General features: G+C 44.0%; 11 protein-coding genes. 3 read left to right on the top strand and 8 right to left on the bottom strand.

Translation table 11 applies throughout. From position 1 onward, the window contains the following. Nucleotides 1-135 precede the first annotated feature (135 nt). The 7 genes from JMX07_RS08570 to JMX07_RS08540 form a co-directional block, all read right to left on the bottom strand. Complete coding sequence (locus tag JMX07_RS08570) at nt 136-6,285, bottom strand: DNA repair ATPase (protein ID WP_201607422.1); 6,150 nt, start codon at nt 6,283-6,285, stop codon at nt 136-138. Nucleotides 6,286-6,657: 372 nt separating this feature from the next. Next, the gene (locus JMX07_RS08565) at nt 6,658-8,733 is read right to left on the bottom strand and encodes a hypothetical protein (RefSeq protein ID WP_201607421.1); all 2,076 of its coding nucleotides are present in this window, start codon (nt 8,731-8,733) and stop codon (nt 6,658-6,660) included. Between the two features lie 278 nt (nt 8,734-9,011). Next, on the bottom strand, nt 9,012-9,668 hold the full coding sequence (locus tag JMX07_RS08560) for a hypothetical protein (RefSeq protein WP_201607420.1): 657 nt from the start codon (nt 9,666-9,668) through the stop codon (nt 9,012-9,014). 140 nt (nt 9,669-9,808) lie between these two features. Next, a complete protein-coding gene (locus JMX07_RS08555) occupies nt 9,809-10,780 on the bottom strand; it encodes a PD40 domain-containing protein (protein ID WP_134292745.1) in 972 nt (323 codons plus the stop codon). Nucleotides 10,781-11,057: 277 nt separating this feature from the next. After that, the gene (locus JMX07_RS08550; RefSeq protein WP_201607419.1) at nt 11,058-11,543 is read right to left on the bottom strand and encodes an META domain-containing protein; all 486 of its coding nucleotides are present in this window, start codon (nt 11,541-11,543) and stop codon (nt 11,058-11,060) included. 349 nt (nt 11,544-11,892) lie between these two features. After that, nucleotides 11,893-12,999, bottom strand: coding sequence for a lipase secretion chaperone (locus tag JMX07_RS08545; RefSeq protein ID WP_201607417.1), 1,107 nt, complete (start codon nt 12,997-12,999; stop codon nt 11,893-11,895). Between the two features lie 46 nt (nt 13,000-13,045). Beyond that, on the bottom strand, nt 13,046-14,122 hold the full coding sequence (locus JMX07_RS08540) for an esterase/lipase family protein (RefSeq protein WP_201607416.1): 1,077 nt from the start codon (nt 14,120-14,122) through the stop codon (nt 13,046-13,048). Between the two features lie 298 nt (nt 14,123-14,420). Between JMX07_RS08540 and map the strand changes: the two genes are divergently transcribed. Both map and glnD read left to right on the top strand, forming a co-directional pair. Beyond that, complete coding sequence (map, locus tag JMX07_RS08535; RefSeq protein WP_371548431.1) at nt 14,421-15,212, top strand: type I methionyl aminopeptidase; 792 nt, start codon at nt 14,421-14,423, stop codon at nt 15,210-15,212. A gap of 239 nt (nt 15,213-15,451) precedes the next feature. Further along, on the top strand, nt 15,452-18,208 hold the full coding sequence (glnD, locus tag JMX07_RS08530) for a [protein-PII] uridylyltransferase (protein WP_201607415.1): 2,757 nt from the start codon (nt 15,452-15,454) through the stop codon (nt 18,206-18,208). Nucleotides 18,209-18,289: 81 nt separating this feature from the next. Here the strand turns inward: glnD and JMX07_RS08525 are convergent, their stop codons facing one another. After that, nucleotides 18,290-18,961, bottom strand: coding sequence for a hypothetical protein (locus tag JMX07_RS08525; RefSeq protein ID WP_201607414.1), 672 nt, complete (start codon nt 18,959-18,961; stop codon nt 18,290-18,292). Nucleotides 18,962-19,222: 261 nt separating this feature from the next. On the opposite strand from JMX07_RS08525, the gene dapC reads away from it, so the two are divergent. Then, complete coding sequence (gene dapC / locus JMX07_RS08520) at nt 19,223-20,452, top strand: succinyldiaminopimelate transaminase (protein WP_201607413.1); 1,230 nt, start codon at nt 19,223-19,225, stop codon at nt 20,450-20,452. The last annotated feature ends 99 nt before the right edge of the window (nt 20,453-20,551 follow it).

Raw genomic sequence — 20,551 nt, 5'->3', positions numbered from 1 at the left:
TGGTCACTGGTCACTGGTCACTGGTCACTGGTCACTGGTCACTGGTCACTGGTCACTGGTCACTGGTCACTGGTCACTGGTCACTGGTCACTGGTCACTGGTCACTGGTCACTGGTCACTGGTCACTATAGTCTACTAATCATAGTCGTCAAATATTTTATTAAGTCTGTTGAGACTATTGACGATTAACTTACCAGATTGATCGGTGCTAGTATCAATCGCCAGCTTCTCATCCATCCGCATCGTCAATGGCTCTAATGCTTGCTTGAGGGCAGTTGCCATCAGTGCCGTTTGCTGATGAATATTAGGGATATCGCTATCGGCTGTTTGATTATCATTATTGCTAACCAAGCTATCCGCCATTTTTTGCGCCAGTTGTTCAACAGCGTTGACTAGCTGCACCATGAGCTGTTTTTGTGCATATTGGTTTTGCTTGAGATACTCGCCTTCTGCCTTTCCAGCATTGTGATCGTGCTTATATATTTGTAGCAATTGACTCACGCTTTTCTCGAAGCCGTTATCGATGCTATCGCTGACGACTTTGGCATTGTTAATGACGCTATCGGCAAGGATTTTTTGTGCTTCTAATTGGGCGTTTAACTGGGTATCGAGTTGCGCTTGTTGACCTGCTTCTCGTAAGCGAGCGATTTGCTCTGGGTCGTTTTTCGTTAAGTATGTCTCAAACTGACTACTGATGGCATTGAAACCACTGGCCAAATCGACCAACTGGGCAACGATACGCGCGCCCGTATCGCCATCTTCACCGCCCATGGCTTTGTTACGCAAGAAGTCAGCTTTGATTTGCGCCCAACGCTCTGTTTCTGCTTCAGTCAAGACACCGCGCATCTCGCCAAGCTTGAGCAAGTTACTCTCTGCGCCTTGGGTCAATAGCTGCGACTCGCCCAGATAGTGATCATCTATCAGCTGGTTCAGCTCTTCTTCATTCATGACCGCCGACAGCTTTTCGGTCATCTTGTTCATATTACGATAACTGCCTTGCAGCTTAAATATCGGCTCAACGCGGTACTTATCATCTTGCGAGGCGGAGGCAATATAGGCTTGGTTAACATCCAGAATGACTTCTTGCACCCTAAACATATGGCGCAATATGGCGATAATTTCGTTAACTTCTGAGGTGCTATACGGATACGTCAGATCGCTGCTTTGTGCTTGGGCAAGATTCGCATTGTCCGTTTTTGCCATTTTAATCAAACGATGCACATCGCTTAAGTCACGGTTGGCCATCGGTGCGAGGACAGTATTAGAGGTCAGCGAGTTTTCAATATAACTGAGTGCAAACACCTCTTCCATGCCGCTCATGATATCGCCTAAGTTGTAGATATCGGCACGGTTGGCGAGCATGTCAGGAACTTTAAAAGCTTCACCACTTTCGGTATACGGGTTACCTGCCATGACCACGCAGAACTTTTTGCCACGCATGTCATAAGTCTTGGTTTTGCCTTGCCAGACACCATCGATACGGCGTGTACCATCGCCCAATGAGATAAACTTCTGCAAAAATTCCGCGTGGGTATGCTGAATATCATCGAGATAAAGCATGACGTTATTGCCCATCTCAAAGGCCAAGTTGATTTTATTCAGCTCTTCTCGTGCAGTAGCATTGGGTGCTTTTTCGGGGTCTAATGAGGTGACGTCATGACCGAGTGACGGACAGTTAATCTTCATAAAGATAAGGCCGAGACGGTTTGCCACGTATTCCATCAAAGTGGTTTTACCATACCCTGGTGGCGATATCATCATGAGGATACCCATCAAATCGGTACGCTTATCCTCGCCGACCGTGCCCATCTGTTTGGCAAGATTGTCACCGATGAGTGGCAGATAGCTCTCGTTAATCAGACGGTTACGCACAAATGAAGACAATGGACGCGGCATAAACTCGTCCAGACGCAACGTCTCTTTTGAATCATGCAATATCTCTGAGCGCATGGCCAGATAACGTCTGTAGGCAGGGATAACTTGGGTATCATGATGATGCAAACGATTTAAGAAATCATCAACGGCAAAGGTTAAGGTCTGCTGATGAATACGTATATGCTCACCCAGCAAATTATTGACTTGTATCTCAAGCGATACCTTACCCGTGCTACGTTCAAAACTTTGCACTTGATTAAGCGGATTATTAATACTGGTCAATGATGTAGTCGATGACGTAGCCGACGAGGTGATTGAGGAAAATGACAAGGCCGATGGTGTGCCACTGGTGCCTGTACTGTTTAAACCTTGATTGCCCAATCCTTTAGCACTTAGCCCTTTATTAAAAGCCCCTTTATTAAAAGTAGCACCTGAATCAATCAGTCGTTGCACCAAGGCTTCACGCTGAGCATCATTTAATTGGGTAAGCAAGACGGCAATGGCTTCTGGCACATAATGACGGCCGCTCTCTAGCTGTTGCTTGCGTAGCGCTTCTTTTTCTTTACTCTCAGCAAGCTGCTCTTCACTGAGTGCCTCACCTGCTTCATTGGTGCCATCAGTCGCTACGTTAACCGACTCTGTCCCACCATAAGTCTTATCAAGTAGTGCATGAAACCATGTGGCTAGTAGCTCATAGGCTGATTTGGGTTGGAAGCCAAGCTTACTGATAGAAGACTGTAGTTGATCAAAACTGGCCGTCGCTTGCGTGCTGCCTGAGGCACTATTTAACGTTTGGCTTAGCTGATCACATAACTGCTGCGCTTGTTGACTGGTTTGCCATTTTATTGTGTTATATGCACCTGCACTTGATTCCGCCGACTGCCCCATGACGCTCACCAAATATTCACAAGCAAGCTGAACGTAGCTTGATTTGAAGATGTTAGCGCCTTTATCAACGCTACCATCTTTATCAGCGCTAAGACTGTCATCATTATGAGCCATAACAAAATGACGCATCACTTGGCTCATGTCCTCGACCAATAGAGACTTCGCAGTATCGCTGCCCAATGCACGGCGCAGTTGCTCGGCGGTAGCAGCTCTATCCGTCCAGTTATTTGCGCGTGTCAGCACTGATTCATTTAACCAAGCGTCATAACCAAATTGACGTAAGCTGTCTAAACCAAGCGCTTGTACGATGTTTAGCTGCCAATAAAATAACTGAGCCAGGGCACGTACTTGCGGGGTATAAATGAGAAGCCCTGCCTCACGCAATGTCGGCAGAATTTGCATCAGTAATAGCGTGGCATCATGGTCATGAATGCCTTTGTCATAGCCAAGCTGATAGCGAGGGGTGGCGTAAGCTTTGACCAGTTTAGACAATGGACTGTCGTTATCAATATCGCCATTAACATCTAGGGTAATGATGGTCGCATCGTATGCTTGATATAGACGTTCTTCGGTTAGGCCATCTTGACTGCTCTTGGCACTTTCGATAATGCTATAGGCTAAGTACTCGGCGCGATACACCTTGTCAGACTCGGAGGCGATATTCATGTCCCAGTACGGGCGCAAGGCGTTTAGCTCAGCATTATTAAGCACTTCATAATAATCTGTACCCGTTAGATGCAAATTCAGCACACGCTTGCCATCTGACTGTTGACGACTTAATAAGGTCAAATCCAATGGCTGAGTATTAACCGAAAAACGGTGCTTGCCCAGTTTGATGATTTGGCCACCATCTTCAAACAAGTCCGACTTGTCTTTTAGACTCTTATAACTCTCGATTTGAATGGCTTTTAGGCGAGCGTCGATGTCATCGGCTTTGACGCTAAAGCCCATCGCTTGCAGCTCTTTTGCGATGTTACGGACTTTTTGCACCAGACCATCAGCCGCAAAATACGTATTTAACGCTTCTTCTTCTGTAAAGCCCGTGACACCTGTGCTTTGCGTGCGTTTTTTAATACTCTCAAGCATCCGCAGCGCGCCATCACCTAAGTTTTGCGCTTTTCGATTACGAGCATCAAGCAGTTGCTGCTTATGATTTTCAAAGGTCTCGTAAATCTCTTCACGCTTGCTGATGATATCTGCTAAAAACTGGTCGCCACTATTGGTTTCTGGATCAGCAAACTGACTCTCCAACTCTTCTAGCTGCACTAATAGTTTTGCCATTTGCTCGTCTGATTTCTCAGGCGTATTGGCAATGGATAATGCATTGGCAATGGACTGACCGAACAGCTTAAACTGCGCACCAAATTGCGCAACGGCCTCCGCTGAGCCTAGATTTTTGCGTTTGTGATTAAGCTTGGCTTTGCTTTGGTTCAGGCTGGCATAAATGGTCGATATGTCATCGATGATTTGCGTGCGTACTGTGGCATCGGCCACATCTAATGTGCCTAATAGCTCGGTCAATAAATCTAACCCTTGCGCTGTCTCATCAATTTTTTCTAGTACGGGTTTTAGCTCAGCATTGGTTTCAGCAGTATTCAAGCGCTCACTGACATCGACCAATGTGCCTTCGTAACTTGAGAGCGCCTCTTCACCACTTAAAAACAATACCGTTTTTTCAGCCAACTCGCTCTCGGCTTCTTCTAACTGTGTCTGCAATGCTTGTAACTTATCGGTATCTAGATAGCGCAAATCCTCCAAGCTGACCAAACGGCCTTTTTGGCGTCTTAATGCTGACAACTGATCGACATAATCACTGGCCGACTCAAAGCTAGTGACCCGTATCTGCCGCAAAATCTCACTTTGCTGCGTATCAGCATCGGCTAGCGCGGTTTGGGTTTGCTTTTGGATACTTTGTACTTTGGCGAATTCATCAATGACCAGCTCAGCCGTGGCCGTTACTTCTTTAATACTACTGGCGACTTCGCTTAGCTCAGGCTCAGACAACCAGTAATAGCTGTCAAAGAGTCGGCTAGTATTATTGGTAAGCTCTTCATAGAGCTTCTGTGACACGCTTTGATTGTCAATCAGGCGAGTAATGCTATACAGGTCTGAGATACCACGTACCAGTTCTTTATTGCCGATTTTTCCATAAAAACTCTTGCTCTCTGGCAGTTCGCTCACATACTCGTGTGAGGCATAAGGGGTATGCCATATCTGCATCGGGTGAATACGAGATGGCTCACTTTGATCGCTAAACAGCGCCAAGCGGCCATTCTCAGCTAAGGCCATACCGTTGCAATAAATAGGATTTGCCAATTGCTTTTTAATCAAATTATAAGGAAACAGACCCGTGATACCCAAGTCTCTGTCATAAAATAAAAATAGAACATCTTCGCCATTTGGCGATATGATTTTGCGTTTGAACTTTAAGTCTTTGGCGTCCACATTATTGGCATCAAACAGTTTATATTCGCCCGTTTGCAGATAGTAGCCACCCGGAAATATGATGCCGTGGTCTTCTGGTAGCTGCACACACGATTGTCCAATCGCATCCAAACGTAATACCCCTTCGGTTAAAGTGTTATAGACAAAATAGCGATAACTATCCTCGCGATACGGTAATATCTTAAGCAGAATTAAACTGCCAACTTTGGCATAAGCAATCTCGGCATCGGTCAACGACTGAGTACGATCTTCGACAGGCTCGCTATAGATACCCTGCCCTGACTGCGTATTATCCTCAATCTTGATGGTCAGATCTCCACCGACCGTCTCTACAAATATCGTATCCAAGATATTCATATGCGGATATTTACCATTCACCATTTGATCGCGTGTGGTCTCAATCCAGTCAAAATCATAAGCAGGCGGTAGTTCAATGTCACGCTCGCCTCGATTGTCCACATAAGCGACTTGCGCCGACTCTGGTGTACCTTGACTAAAATCTAACGCGAAACGGAACACTCGAATATCAGTGATGCGCTCACCAATCTGAAACGCCAATAGCAATTTGCTGTCTTTCACCGTTATTTGAATCAGGCGCGTTTGCTTGTAATATCGATACAGCTCATTGAAATCTTGGACAAAGGCGTCTTGAGCCAAAAACGTCCCTTTTAAGTCAACCTCTTCGAGCTGATACTCTTCTTCATTACCAGCTGGCTCGTTCAAACGATATAGCGACAATACATCTTTGATATTGCTCGCGCGCTTGAGCCCCATAAAAACGTTGTAGCCAAACAGTAGATATTCGCCTACTTGCACCATATCCTGCGCCACACAGTTATGTTCGGTACGGATACGCGTACGGGCGATGACTTGCATTTGAGTACTGCCGAACTCTTCAAGGCGTGCAGTATTTAGCGTGGCCGTCTGTTGCTCTAAACGAGCACCTTGTTCTGTCAAACGTTTTTTGATGAGCTCATAAGCATTGCCCGAGGCAACTGCCTGATCAGTTTGGCTTGCTTGACTAGCATTAGGGTTGTCATTGCTATCTGGAGTGGTTAGGTTTTGCGTGTCCGCCATCGTTGCTCGTCCGTTTCTGTTTTTACATAATATAGTCAATCCTTTATAAAAGAGCTACAGCGTTAACCTCGCTTGAAGTATCACATATACATCTGCACTCGGTTGCCTTGTATCTCTTTTAAACTGAATCCACTATAAGAGAATTTTGGGCAATAAAGAATCATTGAAAGTAAAGAAGCACTTGGCTAATCTAAAAAAACGAGTGGTCACGGCTGATTTTTTAGATTAGCCAACTCATCATGATTCGTCATTCTGAATCACCCTGAGTTAGCCAAAAAAAACTGCCGCCTAAACGACAGATAATTTACTGATATTAATGTTGCTTACTAATGCTAGATATATAAATATCAGTCAATTCGACCTGATATAGAATTAAACCGTTTTATCATCATTTTTTTGGTTTGATTTCATGGCTTGACTGGCCATTACGCCATTGATAATACCGCTCAACGTATCTGACTTACCGGCTAGGCCATCGATGGCTTTACCGATAGACAGCGACTTGGCAAAGTTATCAAAGAAATGCGCTTCGCCGCCAACAATATCGATTTTGGCTTTTTGTAGTGCCACTGCCAATACTTCAGCATTTTCTTTGGCAATCTCTTTACCTGCGTCGATCGATGCCAGTGCTTCTTGCAAGGCTGTCTCAAGACTCATGCGGAACTCTTCGTGCTCACGTGCTTCTTTATTCATGCTACCCATTGCATTGAATTTCTCGACCAAACCATCTGCTTCGGCTTGGAAATGTGCACGAGTGACTTCGGCTTTTGCCAGTCCAACTTCGCGTTCTGCTTTGGCATTAGACTCACCGCGAGCTGCGATGATTTCAGCATCTGCCATACCTTTTTCACGTTCAGCCTTGGCAGTAGATTGACCACGAGCAGCAATAATCTCTGCATCGACCATACCAATGTCACGCTCAGCTTTCGCCTTAGATTCACCGCGAGCCGCGATAACCTCAGCATCTGCCATACCTTTTTCACGCTCTGACTGCGCTTCAGCTTGTCCAGTCGCTTTAATAATATTGGCTCTAGCAATGCCTTCTTTTTCCATAGAGACCGACTTAGCTTCTTGGATAGCAGCTTCAGCAAAGCCATGTGCAGACTCTTCGGCTTTAATACCTTCAGCCATTCTGATTTTGGCTTCTGACTCTTTGGCAGAGGCTTCAAGGTTAGCCGTAGCAAGCGTAGTGATTTCAACGGCTTTATGCTTGGCTGACAGCTCTTCGGCTTCGGCTTTTTTCACCTGACGTACTTTGATTTCTTCCGCATCGGCTTCTGCTGCTAGCACGCGTGTCTGCTTAGAACGCTGCGCTTCACTAACTTCGCGAACTTCTTTGATACGCTCTTCTTCTTGCGCCACTGTTTTGTCGACCGCAATACGCTCGCGGATGACATTGGCGATTTCTTTTTTCTCAAGTTCAATCGCACGTTCAGCCTCGATGCGTTGCAAGTCAACTTCACGCTCACGAGAGACGATTTCTAAGTCACGGGCACGCGTAACCTTCTCTTCTTCGATGACAACTGCACGCAGACGATTTTGACCTGCTACTTCAATTTCACGTTGCTGATTCTCTCGCTGAATCGCTAAGTCCTGCTCAACCATGATGACGGCTGTTTCTGACTTCTTACGCTCTTCTTCTTCAATCTTACGAGTTTCAGCCGTTTCACGGGCAATCACTGACGATATTTCACGCTTTTGCTTGGCTTCAGCATCGGCTTGTTGACGCTCAAGCTCTAGCATCGCCTCTCTGGTTTCAACGTTCTTTTTCTTAACCGCTAGCTCTTCATCACGCTCAAGCTCATTGGTAATAACGTTTTGAAAAGCCGTTAGCTGAGTAATCTTTTTGATACCTTCAGCATCTAGAATATTACTTGAGTCCAACGATACTTTCGGTGTTTGCTCTAGATAATCGATTGCGACATCTTCTAAGACATAGCCGTTTAGATCGTTACCGATTTCTTGAACGATACTGTCACGAAACTCGCTGCGGTTTTCAAACAATTTAACGAAATCTATTTGCTTACCAACTGTTTTTAGCGCCTCTGAAAACTTGGCATTAAACAGCTCATTAACAGCGACTTTATCTGAAGCTCTCTCAACCCCAACCGATTTGGCGACTTTTAGCACATCTTCTTCGGTTTCATTGACACGTAGATAAAATGCGACTGTGATATCAGCACGCATGTTATCGGCGCAAATCAGTCCTTCTTTACCGCGTCTATCCACTTCTAACGTGATGAGTGATATTCTCATCAGCTCTTTTTTATTAATAACTGGCCAAACAAAGCCACCATCAAAACGTACAGCTATTTTGCTCACACCGTTGATAATTAGTGCTTTGCCCTGCTCAACCTTGAAGTAAAAGGCTTTGAGCATCAACAGTGCTGCCATAATGAAAACAAACGCCAGCACCACAACCACGCCGACGATAATGAGTATGTCCATGTTTATTCCTTTAATTGAAACATTCTATAGTCAGTTCTATATCCATCAGATGTTCGATCCGGTTTGCTCAACTCCTCTATGTAGCAGTTTCACTTGCCTTTCTCATATCTAAACTAGTTGAACCGACCATAACTAAATTTAAAACCGTTCGTATGATGTAAAAATAGAGGTTTTTTAGCTCAATGGCTGTTTATTGTTTATCAGGGTTTATCTTATTTTCGAGTTTACTCTATGCTAAAAGCGATGATAGAAAGTCGTATCGACTAAACGATTTATAATTATTTATCTTCAACAGGAGTGACTTGATAGGTATTTTTTTCCTCTAAATACGCGACCAACATCACTCGATCGCCCTTTTTCAGTAAGCTAGTGCTGTTGTCTGAACGAACCTTGAGTATCAAACCTGCACCGCCATCATTCAACTCTGCCTCACCGTGCTTGTCCGTCACACTAAGTGTACGCACAATCGCGATTTTGCCTACATTATTAGCAGAATTACGTTTGGGGATTCTGGCAATGTTTTTGCGGATGGGTGAAATGATCATGCCTGTCAGCCACATAGAAACGACCAATACGAATATTAGTGCCCCTGTGCCAAACACGTAATACAAAACACCAGAGTCAAAGTTTTGATGTAAGAAACTGGTATACAAATAGCTCAATAACCAACCGATTAAACTAACTAAGCTCAATATAATGACTAAAGGCACACCGTAGAGACCAAACTTCAGCATGAGGCCTGTAAAAAAACCGGTCGATGATAAATCAGAGACAGCAGCATCACTACCTGACTCTCCAACATCCACGCTGTCCATATCTGCCATGCCGAGTAAAGATACCACCCAGTATAGAGTAACGAACATCACAAGACCTGTGAAAACAATCGTTGGATATAAACTTATTTTGGTGATGAACGCGAAAAAAGCCTCTTGCATTACGCGGGTTCTCCCTTTGTGAACCTAATCTTCTATGTGTAATAACCTACTACAAAAGCTAAGGCTCTTCACTTAATATTTATAAACTTATGCTGTTTTACAAATAAGTTTATATACATATCACGGCATGACATACTTCTCTAACGACCCCATATCGGTGACCGCACGACTCCACCATCTTGGCCACTGATGGCATAGCTGGTATTACCTGACAGCGAATGGATAACTAGACTACCATTACTTTGGCCTGCTGCTTGCCCGCCCACACTCAAGCGGCGAGTTGGATAGACGGCATAATTGCCAGATGGAGATAGACGTGCAGGCTCATCAAGCCCTGTTTCTGCCAGGTTGACCACCTGTCCCGTCGTCAAGGTCATGACAGCCGCCTTGCGACCATTTAAGTAGGCCATACGCTGACCATCTAAGCTAAGCTGAGGACTGGCCACATACCCATTTGTTGATACAGGTGTCGCATTGCCCGTAGCGAAGTCATAACGATAAATTCGCGGTCGTCCAGCACGGACTTTATCGCTGGTATAGACAAAGCTCTTGCCATCAGCAGCATAACTAGGCTGTACCTCTGTACTCGGCAGGGTCGTTAACTGCTGGGTCTTACCATCGCTCAGACGCATCTTATAGATATCAGAATTACCCCCGACTGTAGAGCTATAGAGCAAATCTTGACCATCGGGTGAAAATGACGCTGACATATTACTGCCTTCAGCATTTACTACTAGGTTGCGCGTATTGCTACTACGATCATAGATATAAATTTTGGGATGCTCACGCGGGGCTTGTTTGCTGTATGCAAGCAGCTGTCCGTTTGCCGACCATGCTGGCGCATAGATATAGCCATTAAGCTGATCGATGAGCTGACGATCGCTACCGTCAGGACGGATACTATAGAGTGACGATACTTTTGCCGTACCTACGCCCTGCTCTTCTATGTAGGCAATGTATCCTCGGCGATCAATCGCTGGCATACGTGCAGTCAGCGGATTGGTCTCGACTGTACTGGTTGGCTTTTTTACTGAGGTATTAGGTAATGTCTGACAGCCAGTGAGGACGGTAACTATAGCTATCGTAGTAATGACTTTTATGGTTTCAAACATAGCGTGGTATCCAATAGATCCTAATGATAAAAGTATTGTGAATAATTAAAAAACTATCGTCACTGTTGCCGACTCAACGCCATAGCTAGTATCTTACGATATCAAAGGTATTATAGGGTTATGGCTCTAGTGTAGCCTAAACTGAGTCAAACTTTGGATGAAAAAAACGCCCCACTTGATAGCGAGGCATTTTGCGTTTCAAGAAGAGTAGCTTTAAATGAGCAACTTTAATTGCTTAAGTTCACGAGCCAGTCAAACTTTTTACTCAATTATTAAGCTACTTCGCAACGGCTTTAAAATAAGCGACTTGATCATCGTTTTTAATGGTCAAGATCGGCACATTATTGGCATTCTTACTAAGGCTATACTTACCTTGTACAGTGGCTAAGGCAGCAGTATCAAAGCTGGCTTGCGGTTCAGGACATGCCATCATAGTACTGATGCCGTTTTTAATCTCGACTTCACCATTTGCGACGCTATATCCAGCACCCATGCTATTACAGGTATTCATAAATGCCACGTAATCTCTACCGTTATCATTCATGAAATTTAACGTTAACGGCTTGGCTGGGTCAAAAAATAGCTGCGTTACTTTATCACCATTGCTACGTTTGGCATCAACAAGCTGCCAGTTGTGTGCTTGCAAGACATCTGCAGTGATTGGTTGGTTAACTGGCGCAGGCAAATTCGTCGTCTGACAACCCGCAGCAAGTGTACCAACTGCCAATGTCGCGGCCATCATTACTTTACTCATGTTTTTCATATCAACTCCTCGCTGTATTGCATCCGATACTTTTACTAGACATCCTATCTACTTGAGCCATTAGCTCTAATAAACATAGTAAAAGCTCAGACTTATTATGATTCATTTATTGTTTTATTTAATGCTCTAAACAATGACAATATTGTGCATGGCTCACAGGGAGGTGTCATCATAAACTGAGTAGTTATTCGGAATGCATTTTGTACTACTTTGCAAATATCTAGCTACTTGCTCTTGCCAATACCTAAATGAGCTGCTAACTATAATCTTGCTCACTTTGCCCATCCCTATCAACGATGACTATTGATGGTTATTGATGATAGCTAGTGACGATAGCTAGTGATGGTAATTAGGGATTATTCACGGCTTGCTGTCGTTGCAATGCCGCATAGCCATCCAGACGCTTACGCTCAGTGTCATTAAATAGTTGCTGTTCAAGCTGATCTATCTGAATTTGCGCTTGGGCTACATCGACACCTTGGCTTAATAAGCGATTCTTTTGAGTTTCATACTGGGTGAAGCGTTGGTCAAAATTAGCGTCTTCTTGATCTACTTGTGCCAGCCTTTCTGCTGCTGGTGCGCCTACTAGCTCTCGGCGCATATTATATAATTCCTCGGGCGTTGCACCGCGAGCTTTCATCTGTTCAGTGCGAGTCATCAATTCGCTAATATTGGCTTGTTGCATGATATTGCTTTTAGTCGCATTCTCTGGCAATCGACTGATATAGTCCTGACGGGCAGCTTGTTTCTGTGCGTCAGACATTTGCTTATTTTGGTCAATTCTGACCATCTCTATACTATAACTATCGTAATCATCCTCTGCGCCAAAAAATGCTGTAATAGTTTGCTTATCAAAGTACTGCTGTCGTAGATTAGCGATATCTTGTTTTTGTTGGGCAACTGCGTTCAAATCCAGCTCGCCACTTTTGGTCGCCTGTAATTGCAGATTACCATAGCGCTTTTCTATCTCAGGAAGTGCTTTAAGGTAAGCAACATATTGATTAAAAATAGTGACTGCTTGACTAGCGGCAGGCTCTGGCGTGTGATGGCGAATATAACTCTCCACACGGGCAAATATAGTCGCATCTTCTTCCTCACCTAGGGCGGATAAAAAATAATCAAACAAACGCCGCAGACCTTCAGTGACGACCAACTGTTTATTTTCATCGATGATAATTTCACCATCAATTTGGGTGCCCTTTAATGAGCGTGGTAAATTTTCTAATCCTGTGACAAATTGAGACTGGCTGGGTGTCATTGTCGCTTTTACGACTTGTCCCGCAGCCAACTCAGTTATCACTGACTCGCTACTCTCATTATCAGAGACGGACGGTTTGGTTGAAGTTGAATTTACATCATTACTAGGCTTGAACCACAAAATAACCGCCGCTGTGGCAATGATAACCACGGCGATGATAGCAATTGTTGCATAGGCTGGACGGCGGTTATTTGACATAAACGATATTTCTCAATCAATGAGCATTATTATTTTGTAGTTCAGCTTATAGGTTGGCGTTTTTCAGACGGTTTACCTGGGTACGATAGATAGATTTTGGCTCAGACTCTCCCCATGCCGTCAGACCCAAGACTTGATCGGCGGAATCCAAATGATTCATTCTATAATTATCACGAATCACATAACCAAGACGACTTGAGCAAGCAGATACCAATCCATCATTAGACTCACCTGCAAACGGTACGCCCGTTGCGGCCAATAGATAATCGCTAGGGTCAAGTGCACTCGTTATTTGCCCAACGCCGCTAAATGAATAGTATTTGATGCCATTGACCGCAGTACTAGTCGGTTGACCACAATAGTTTTTTGGCATTGCTGCAGGAAATTTGGCATTGAACTTAGCAGCACCATCGGTCGATAGAGCCACGAGCGCTTGCCAGCCATCTTGTTGTTGAATTTGATTGAAACTGATACCAGAGCCAATATCTGTAAAGCCACCAATCAGATTGAACACGCCTGATACTAGCTGGGTGGTGACATTAGATGGCTGTCCAGAAGTATTATTTGGCTCAAGGACATTTTTAACAAAATCAGCGGTTTTTGATCCTTGCTCTGGGCTTGATACCGCAGTTACTGAGGCCACGTACTTTGGCGCGACGCCAGCGACATAACGGATATCTATACCGCCCTGACTGTGTCCAAACAAATTGACTTTAGACTCACCTGAAATGGCGGCAATGGTCTTGACCTGTTGTAGCAGTTGCTCACCTCGAACTTCGCTGTTATTAACCGCTGAAGTCTTAGTGGTATATACCTCTGAGCCACCTTTCATCAAGTCTTCAGGAATCCCGTTGAAATAATCAATGACCCCAAATAACGTGGTGAAGCCGCCAAGCCCGTGTGCTAAGACGACTGGATATTGAGTTTTAGTGTAACTAGAAGTGAAGTATTTACTGTCCACCAACTTGCAACCATTAGCATTGGCACAATTATAGTATTGTCCTGCAGCTTGAGCAGAAGTGGTTTGCATGGTCATTAGAAGCACACCAGCACTGATTGAACCCAGTATTGGTAACAATATTTTCGGTGTGAGAGCTGCACGAATGTACAAAGAAAGCGTCATAACAACATCCTTGTTATCATTGATTTGGTTATTTTTACTGCACAACTACAGTAAAAATTGCTGCTAATTCCGTTAGCAGGCAAAATTACATTACTTATATATCCTGCAACATTCAACTAATTTGTCAAAATATGAATATATTAGCCTGACTAATGAGTCATATAAGCCTTAAATATGCTGTAAAGCAATTATTATCAATGATAATGATAGGTACATTATCACTTAACGTAAAAGTGTCGTTAGTACGTTTATGGTATAATCTATCCACAATGAACCCATAATTATAAGATATACGATGATGACTAAAAAATCCCTTATCCAGTCTCCAGAAGCCATAGAAAAAATGCGTGTGGCCGGTAAACTCGCTAGTGATGTGCTTGTTATGCTCGACGAGCATGTCAAAGTGGGCGTCAGTACTGAAGCACTCAATCAGATTGCCCATGACTATATTGTTAATGTGCAACAGGCTATCCCTGCCCCACTTAACTATAATGGTTTTCCAAAATCTATCTGTACCTCAGTCAACCATGTTGTCTGTCACGGTATCCCAACTGAAAGCAAGCTGCTGAAAGATGGTGATATTATCAACATCGACGTGACTGTCATTAAAGACGGTTACTATGGCGATACCTCAAAAATGTGGATCGTCGGCAACGGCTCTATCATGGCACAGCGTATTTGCAAAGTGGCACAAGACGCCCTTTACGCAGGTATGAGCGTGGTCAAAAACGGTGCACGCCTAGGTGATGTCGGCGCTGCTATTCAGGCCGTTGTCGAGCCTGAGCGCTTTAGTATCGTTCGCGAGTTCTGTGGTCATGGTATCAGTGATGAATTCCACCATGAGCCACAAGTCATGCACTATGGCAAAAAGGGCACTGGTTTTGAGCTAAAAACAGGTATGACGTTTACCATCGAGCCTATGATTAACCAAGGCACGTGGCAAACTAAGATTTTGCCTGATGAGTGGACGGCGATTACTAAAGACCGTAAATTGTCTGCTCAATGGGAGCACACCATGGTCGTAACAGATAATGGTTGTGAGGTATTTACTACTCGCCCCGAAGAAGACTTAAGTTTTTTGACGCAGTAGTACAATCAAAGATCGCTTAGGCGGTCTTTTTTTTGGTCTTTAATTAGGGCATATTGAGTATTGTGCTTATAGGCGCTTTGTCTTTATACTCAGATGACCTGATAACTTCTATTAATATATTTATCAGCACTTTTATTGATAATTGCTATTCGTGACTTTTATTAGCCATCGTCATATTAGATGCCCAATAGCGCTCAGCTCAAACGTTCTATTTCTAAACTCTTAACTGGATAACACTCATGTTTAATTGTGATATCGCCTCTGTTGATTTGACGCCTTTACCGATACTACCAAGTGAGGTGGCGACAGACTCATCCCCACTGTCAGCTAAAAATGTGACAGACAAGAATCTACTTGGCATTCCTGAGTGGTTGGCCCAGATCAACGACGATATCAGCCGCTCACTAGAACGTGGCACCAATATTCGTCAGCTGGTTGCAGCACGTGCTTGCGCTATCGACAGCCTATTGATTGCGTTGTTTAAATGGTTTGAGTTGGATAAAACTGATTTGGCATTTTTTGCAACTGGTGGCTACGGGCGCGGTGAGCTATCGCTCTACTCAGACATTGATATTTTACTTCTGTCTCCTGGTGAGATAGGTACTGATGCCAGTAGTAAAATCGACAAACTGGTCGCTCTACTATGGGATATAGGACTAGAGCCTGCGCTCTCTGTACGTAGTGTCAATGATGCGCTAGAGGCCGCGCTTGACCATACGATTGCCAGTGCTCAGCTAGAGGCTCGACTCCTAATCGGCAATGAAGCATTGCAAGATATGCCCGCTCAAATCGTCAATAAACAGTGGTCTCCTCGCGCCTTTTTTGATGTAAAAATGGAAGAATCCAAAGCGCGTTATTTGCAGCATAATGCCACCGAGTACAACCTTGAACCCAATATCAAAACAGCACCGGGCGGGCTACGTGATATCCATATCATCGGCTGGGTCACCAAGCGCTATTTTCGCGTGAGTAAGCTATATGATTTGGTGCAACAGAACTTTTTGACCGAAAAAGAATTTGATGAGCTAAGCTTTGCCGAAGGGTATTTATGGCAGATTCGTCATTACTTGCATGTACTAACAGGCCGTAATGAAAACAAGCTATTGTTCGACTATCAGCGTGAGATCGCTCAGCTAATGGGCTACGAGACCCAGCCTGATGACCAGCCTAATGCTGCGGTCGAACGGTTTATGCGTGACTATTATCGCTGTGCAATGCAAATATCAACACTGTCTGAGATGCTGACCAATCATTATTATGAAACGATCATAGAGCCGCAGCTGCCTGACGATGAACGGCCAAAAAAACAGCCTATAAATGCGCGATTCAATCGTATTGGCAACCAGATTGCCATTGCGCATCATCGAGTTTTTGCACAGCACCCAGAGTCTATCTTAGAGATGTTTTTATTGATGGGTCAGCACGGCATCGATAAAGTTCGCACCCACACCTTGCGCGCACTCAAAATTGCTGCGCGAGGTATCGATCAGATATATAGAGACAACCCTACTCACAAAGCGTTGTTTTTATCGAATCTAAAAGAACAAAATTACCTGTTTCATCGTCTACGTACCATGAATCGCTATGGAGTATTGGGTAACTACATTCCTGCTTTCGCGCAAGTCACTGGCCTCATGCAATATGACTTGTTCCATAGATATACGGTAGATGCGCATACCTTATTTTTAATTAGAATCTTGCATCGATTTACAGATCCGACCTTTCACGAAGAGTTTCCACTGGTTAGCTCTATCTTTCAGCGTATCGAGCGTAAAGAGATTTTGGTGCTGGCAGCGATGTTCCATGATATTGCTAAAGGCCGTGGCGGCGATCATAGTGAGCTTGGTCAAACTGAATCGATTGAGTTTTGCTTATCGCATGGTATGAGCTTGGCGGATGCGAACTTGGTTGGTTGGCTCACACGCTATCACCTTCTTATGTCGATTACTGCACAGAAAAAAGATATCTCAGACCCTGAGGTAGTAACTATTTTCTCTGATCTCATTGGTAATGTGACTCATCTAAACCATCTGTATGTACTGACGGTGGCTGATATGAATGCGACCAACCCACAGCTATGGAACAGCTGGCGGGCGACCCTCATGAAACAGCTATATTCACAAACTCGGCGCATCTTGCGCGCTGATATCGATGCACCCACCAATCGTCAAGATATGATTAGCGCTACACGCAAGCAAGCGTTGACGATGCTAGATAATGTCAATAACCAACATATGAACCGCGATGAAGTATTGCGTCTATGGGATGACTTGGGCGATGAGTATTTCTTGCGAGAGATTGCAGAAGATATCTTATGGCATACTGAAGCTATTTTGAATCACCCACCGATTGGATTGGCCTCTAATGCTGACAGTCCACCGTTGGTCGTTTTGCGTGAACATCGCGAATTGGCGCTTGATGCGGTACAGGTCTTTGTTTACACCCAAGATCAGATGAACCTGTTTGCCGTTACCATGGCAGTATTTGATCAGATGAATCTCGACGTTTTAGATGCACGCATTATCACAGCGACCCGTGACTTTGCTTTGGATTCTTATGTATTGCTAGATCCTAGTGGCACATTGTTGGTTGATGAAGACAGTCAACAAGAGCTAAAACAACGCTTAATTGACTCATTCAAAGACCCTACTGTACTTAAACTGACGAACAAGCGTATGCCGCGTCAGTTAAAACACTTTGAAGTAAAAACGGTGATTAACTTCGAGTTCAATGAAGCATCAGATCAGCACATCTTGAGCTTAGAAACGCTTGATCAGCCAGGGCTACTGGCGCGAGTTGGGCAAGTGTTTTTGCAAGAGCAAATCGAAGTACATGCTGCGCGTATTACCACTTTAGGTGAGCGTGCTGAGGATATGTTTTATATCAGTGATCAAAACGATAAGCCACTCTCACCTGATAGACTGGAAGCATTAAAGGCAGCGCTATTAGCCAGTCTTACCGTTCAGAAAGAGCATAATAGCGTAATATATTTTTGATACGGCTAGATAGTTTTGGTTAGCCATTATTTTGAATATTAACTAGCAAAAGTAGTGTGATAGTCATCATAGAAGTACGTTTTATAACGTACTTCTATAGGTTATCTCGCTGGCATGTTCGTTCAATTCATCGTCAGCAAGCTCTGGCGGCAAAACACCTACTTCATGTGGCTGCTGCTCCATGATTAATCGTCCAGCATCGACTTCTTTTTGTAGCAGACATTGCAAGCTTGCTAGGTGAAACTGTCCATCTAGATAATCGTCTAATGCTTCTAAAGAAATAGGCGACTTGGCATGTATATCAGGATACAGGCTATCCTCTGCCAAAATAATCATCTCATTGAGCGCCTCTTCGCGCATCAGCTCATCGTTGTCTATTTTGCGCTGCAGTTTGTTTTCCAACTGGCCTTTAGCAGCAAGTGCGCTGACAAAAAATATGGTCTGTATTACAAACAAAGAAACGTACTGCCATAGCGGTAATGAGATACCAAATATATTATTGAGCAGCATCAAGGCCATTGCCACTACCACGTAGCCGACCAATTGCCATAACAGCCACATAATGAGGCTGTTTTCGCCATACCAAAACATTTTCTTTTCTTGACGTTCGATCAGTTGTTGGCGCGCTTGCCACCAGCTCTGTTCACGCTCTTTGAGCAGTTTATACAGGTTAGAGCGCTGCAAACTGTTATCAAGTTTTTCATTATTGATATCTTTAGCGATGAGATCATCATTATTTAGCACACTAGACATATCAAACTATCCTTAAAACGATCTACCACGTTTGTGATGTAGTCATTTTTTGTATTGTTATAGGTTATAAATTATGAAAGGTTTAAAAGACTTTTGAGCGACTACCTATTTGGTAGTCCTATGATGAATAGCTTACGCCTGGTAAATACCTACTCACGATATAAGAAGAAAAGGACAAAAAATTAGAGAAGTGCTACACTGCTCTAATGTAAATTTTCTTTATAACTTTATTATTAATTGTCTATTATAGTTATCACACTTATGAATCACAACTTAAAGCATCTCCATCCTTATCCATTCGCAAAGATGGCAACCTTGCTTGCTGATAGCAAGCCTGCCAACGGTTACAGTGAAATAAAGCTCGGTATTGGTGAGCCAAAACATGAGCCCCCTGCATTTGTGCTGGACGTCCTACGCGAAAAATTGGACAAAATAAGTCGTTATCCGACTACAAACGGTATGTTTGAGCTGCGCCAAACCATCGCCCACTGGTTAGAGAAACGGTTTTTTCTAAATCACGTTGATGCCAATACTCAAGTATTACCAGTAATGGGCACACGTGAAGCGATTTTTAGCTTTGTACAAGCGGTCGTTGATCATGATGTAGCTGACAAAGAGAGCAATTCTTTAGCGTCTGATACATCGCCTACGGTTATCATGCCCAACCCGTTTTATCAGATATATGAAGGCGCAGCGATACTGGCACAGGCAACGCCTTACTTTGTCCCTTGTACATCAGATAATGGCTATAAAGGTGACTATCGCGCGGTGCCAAAAGACGTTTGGATGCGTACGCAGCTATTGCTTGTCTGTAGTCCAAACAATCCAACAGGCGCCGTCATGACAATGGATGACTGGGAATACCTTATTCGTCTGTCAGATCAGTACGGTTTTATTATTGCCAGTGACGAGTGTTATAGCGAGCTGTATTTTGATACAGCACCGATTGGATTGCTCCAAGCCTGTGCGGCCCTTGGTCGCCGTGATTTCAAAAACTGTATCGTGTTCCACTCTCTATCCAAACGTTCAAACCTACCGGGTTTGCGCTCTGGATTTGTGGCTGGTGATGCCAAAATTTTGCAGGCTTATTTGCAATATCGTACTTACCAAGGTTGTGCGATGCCGATACCACATCAGCTCGCCTCTATCGCTGCGTGGCAAGACGAAAAACACGTCGCTCATAATCGCGCGCTATACCAAGAAAAGTTTGCCCTATGGATGTCTGAGCTTGGGGAATTGCTAGAGTTACGTATGCCTGATGCTGGGTTTTACTTTTGGGTCAAAGTGCCTGAGCAGTTCGATGGTGATGATGAAATCTTTGTCAAAGCGCTGTATGAGCAAGCCAATATTCATGCATTGGCAGGACGTTATTTGTCACGTGAAGTTGATGGTCATAATCCTGGACAAGGTTATGTGCGTATCGCTCTGGTCGCGAGTGTCGATGAGAGCCGAGAAGCAATCAGTCGTATCCGCCAATTGTTAGGTGCTTAAAGCTAATTAGAAAAATCTAATGTAGCTGGAATAAATGTCGCAGTAGCAAAAAGCCTCCAATAACCACAATATAAATAGGGTTATTGGAGGCTTTTTGTT

It is taken from the genome of Psychrobacter immobilis, assembly GCF_904846235.1.
GTDB lineage: Bacteria > Pseudomonadota > Gammaproteobacteria > Pseudomonadales > Moraxellaceae > Psychrobacter > Psychrobacter immobilis_C.
The sequence above is the reverse complement of the archived record's forward strand: the minus strand, read 5'-3'. Positions and strand labels throughout refer to the sequence as shown.

Excerpts from the sequence above, each read along its gene's own strand:
- JMX07_RS08560 (WP_201607420.1), bottom strand. The coding sequence starts at position 9,668 with ATGCAAGAGGCTTTTTTCGCGTTCATCACCAAAATAAGTTTATATCCA.
- map (WP_371548431.1), top strand. The coding sequence starts at position 14,421 with ATGACTAAAAAATCCCTTATCCAGTCTCCAGAAGCCATAGAAAAAATG.
- JMX07_RS08550 (WP_201607419.1), bottom strand. The coding sequence starts at position 11,543 with ATGAAAAACATGAGTAAAGTAATGATGGCCGCGACATTGGCAGTTGGT.
- JMX07_RS08565 (WP_201607421.1), bottom strand. The coding sequence starts at position 8,733 with ATGGACATACTCATTATCGTCGGCGTGGTTGTGGTGCTGGCGTTTGTT.
- glnD (WP_201607415.1), top strand. The coding sequence starts at position 15,452 with ATGTTTAATTGTGATATCGCCTCTGTTGATTTGACGCCTTTACCGATA.
- JMX07_RS08525 (WP_201607414.1), bottom strand. The coding sequence starts at position 18,961 with ATGTCTAGTGTGCTAAATAATGATGATCTCATCGCTAAAGATATCAAT.
- JMX07_RS08545 (WP_201607417.1), bottom strand. The coding sequence starts at position 12,999 with ATGTCAAATAACCGCCGTCCAGCCTATGCAACAATTGCTATCATCGCC.
- JMX07_RS08570 (WP_201607422.1), bottom strand. The coding sequence starts at position 6,285 with ATGGCGGACACGCAAAACCTAACCACTCCAGATAGCAATGACAACCCT.
- JMX07_RS08555 (WP_134292745.1), bottom strand. The coding sequence starts at position 10,780 with ATGTTTGAAACCATAAAAGTCATTACTACGATAGCTATAGTTACCGTC.
- dapC (WP_201607413.1), top strand. The coding sequence starts at position 19,223 with ATGAATCACAACTTAAAGCATCTCCATCCTTATCCATTCGCAAAGATG.
- JMX07_RS08540 (WP_201607416.1), bottom strand. The coding sequence starts at position 14,122 with ATGACGCTTTCTTTGTACATTCGTGCAGCTCTCACACCGAAAATATTG.